3 protein-coding genes are annotated in these 2,176 nt (G+C 56.8%); 1 reads left to right on the forward strand and 2 read right to left on the reverse strand.

The window, feature by feature from the left end; translation table 11 throughout:
• Window positions 1–9 precede the first annotated feature (9 nt).
• Window positions 10–1,095 (forward strand): ABC transporter ATP-binding protein, encoded by a 1,086-nt coding sequence (locus ACTG34_RS09245; RefSeq protein ID WP_439104669.1) that lies wholly within the window; start codon window positions 10–12, stop codon window positions 1,093–1,095.
• On the opposite strand, the gene ACTG34_RS09250 is transcribed toward ACTG34_RS09245, so the two are convergent.
• The gene (locus ACTG34_RS09250; protein ID WP_439104643.1) at window positions 1,092–1,817 is read right to left on the reverse strand and encodes a helix-turn-helix transcriptional regulator; all 726 of its coding nucleotides are present in this window, start codon (window positions 1,815–1,817) and stop codon (window positions 1,092–1,094) included. The genes ACTG34_RS09245 and ACTG34_RS09250 overlap by 4 nt on opposite strands.
• Window positions 1,818–1,820: 3 nt before the next feature.
• Entirely contained in the window at window positions 1,821–2,132 is a 312-nt protein-coding gene (locus tag ACTG34_RS09255) for a hypothetical protein (protein ID WP_439104644.1), read from the reverse strand.
• Window positions 2,133–2,176 lie beyond the last annotated feature (44 nt).

Consider the following 2,176-nt stretch of genomic DNA (forward strand, 5'->3'; position numbering starts at 1 on the left):
CAACCCGTCATGTCGACACCCGATACGCATCCGCGTTTGGAAATTCGTAATCTGCGCCGTGCTTTTGCGGGGCGCGAAGATGTGTCTGATGTATCCCTTAAAGTGACCCGTGGCCAAGTCACCTGTTTGCTGGGCCCATCGGGCTGTGGCAAGTCGACCACGTTGCGCATCATCGCCGGCGTCGAGATGCAAGACAGCGGTGAGATCTATGTTGATGGCAATCTGGTCTGTGACACGGTTCACCGCGTCCCGCCAGAGGGGCGCTCCATTGGTTTGATGTTCCAAGATTTTGCACTTTTCCCACATTTATCGGTCGCTGATAACATTGCATTCGGCCTAAAAGGGTCAAAATCGAACAAACGGGCGCGTGTTCTGGATTTGCTCGAAAAGATCGATTTGACCCGCGCCATTGATCAGTTTCCACACGAATTGTCGGGCGGTGAACAGCAACGTGTGGCCCTCGCGCGCGCCCTTGCACCGCGCCCGTCGATCATGTTGATGGATGAGCCGTTTTCAGGTCTCGACGAGCGCCTGAAGGATGAAATTCGCGACAGCACCTTGGATGTCCTCAAGGCCGAAGGTACAGCCGTTTTGCTCGTCACACATGAGCCGGACGAGGCGATGCGGATGGCGGATGAAATTGCCTTGATGCGTGATGGTCGGATTGTTCAACAAGGCGCGCCCTACAACATTTATAACGCACCCGTGGACAAGGCCGCCGCAGCATTTTTTAGCGATATCAATGTGATCCGTGGCACGGTCAAAAATGCTATGGTGGACACGGCCTTTGGGGCGTTTCTATGCCCCGGACGCCCTGACGGGACAGAGGTGGAAATTGTCATTCGTCCGCAACACCTGCGGATCGATTTTGATCGTGGGGGGCGCGGACCGGCGCCGACACCACAAGATGGCACACCTGCGCGCGGCATTGTTGAACGGGCACGGTTTATGGGCCGCGAAAGCATCGTTGAGTTTCGAATGGATTTTGACGGATCGGTCTTACATGCCACCGTGCCGAGTGTGTTTTTGCCCAAACCCGGGACACCCCTTTGGCTGATGCTGCGCCGTGAGCGGTGTTTTGTGTTCCCCGCCTAATCGTGCGGATGCTGCGCCGTTTGGTACGCGATAAAATCAGCGAGCGTTTTGCCAGATTCGGGTTTGAACGTTGCGCCTGTGTCGATCACGTTGTCGATGCGGTCCACACGAAAGGTGCGAAACCCGCCCCGTAAATCGCACCAGACACTTAATGTCCAAACCCGTCCCCAATAGTTAAGCTGCAACGGGCGTACGAGGCGCGTTGTTTTCTCGCCCGACAGAGATAAGTAGCTGACCCGCAACACCTTTTGTTCGCGCACGCCATCGCGCAGCGCGGGCATGTGTTTGAACCCTGCGCGGGCATCGGCAAAGGCATAGGGGTGCACGGCAAACCCCCATCCTGCCTCGGGCGGGCCGGTGTTTTCGGGCAAGACTGCATCGATTTTTGCCGCAAGAGAGGCCGCACTCTTGGCCAGTTCCGGATCGGACGCCTCGCCCAAAATGGCAACAGCCAAGTGCAACGCCTCCAATTCGCCCATGGTCAGGTTCACGGGGGGAAGGGTGATTGCTGCGGTGATCATATAGCCCACGCCGCGCTCACCCTCTACTGGGACGCCTGACGCCTTGAGGGTCGCCATGTCGCGCCAGATCGTGCGCTCGGACACCTCAACGCGCTGGGCCAATTGCCGTGCGGTGTGCAAGCGTCCGTCACGCAAAATCTGGATCAGATCGAACAGGCGGTCGCTACGCCGAATGCCGGTTTGTTTGCGACCGCCCGCCATGTGTTATGCCACCGCCGCGAAAAGGGCAGGGGTGATGTGGGATGTCATTGTCGGGTGATCGATCAATGCCACGTAGGCTCCCGCTGCAGGATCGGCCATAAACCCATCGTGCGCGCTTTGTGCACTTGCTTGGTCTGCCCAAAGCATTTGATCCATCCAAAGCCCCTCAGCGGTTTTGAAAACCAGACGCCCGTAGAAGCCATCGCAGCGTGCAAAATATGTCTCCAACGCGATTGCGGCGTCATGCAATTGCGCATCAGTCACGCCGGCATTGGAGTGAAATGTAACAGTTTCAATGATTTGAATATTTCTCATGGATATCTCCGATTCGAGTTTCGATACCCTAATTTGACGCGCTC

The sequence above is a fragment of the Celeribacter marinus genome (genome assembly GCF_965656515.1).
GTDB lineage: Bacteria > Pseudomonadota > Alphaproteobacteria > Rhodobacterales > Rhodobacteraceae > Celeribacter > Celeribacter marinus_D.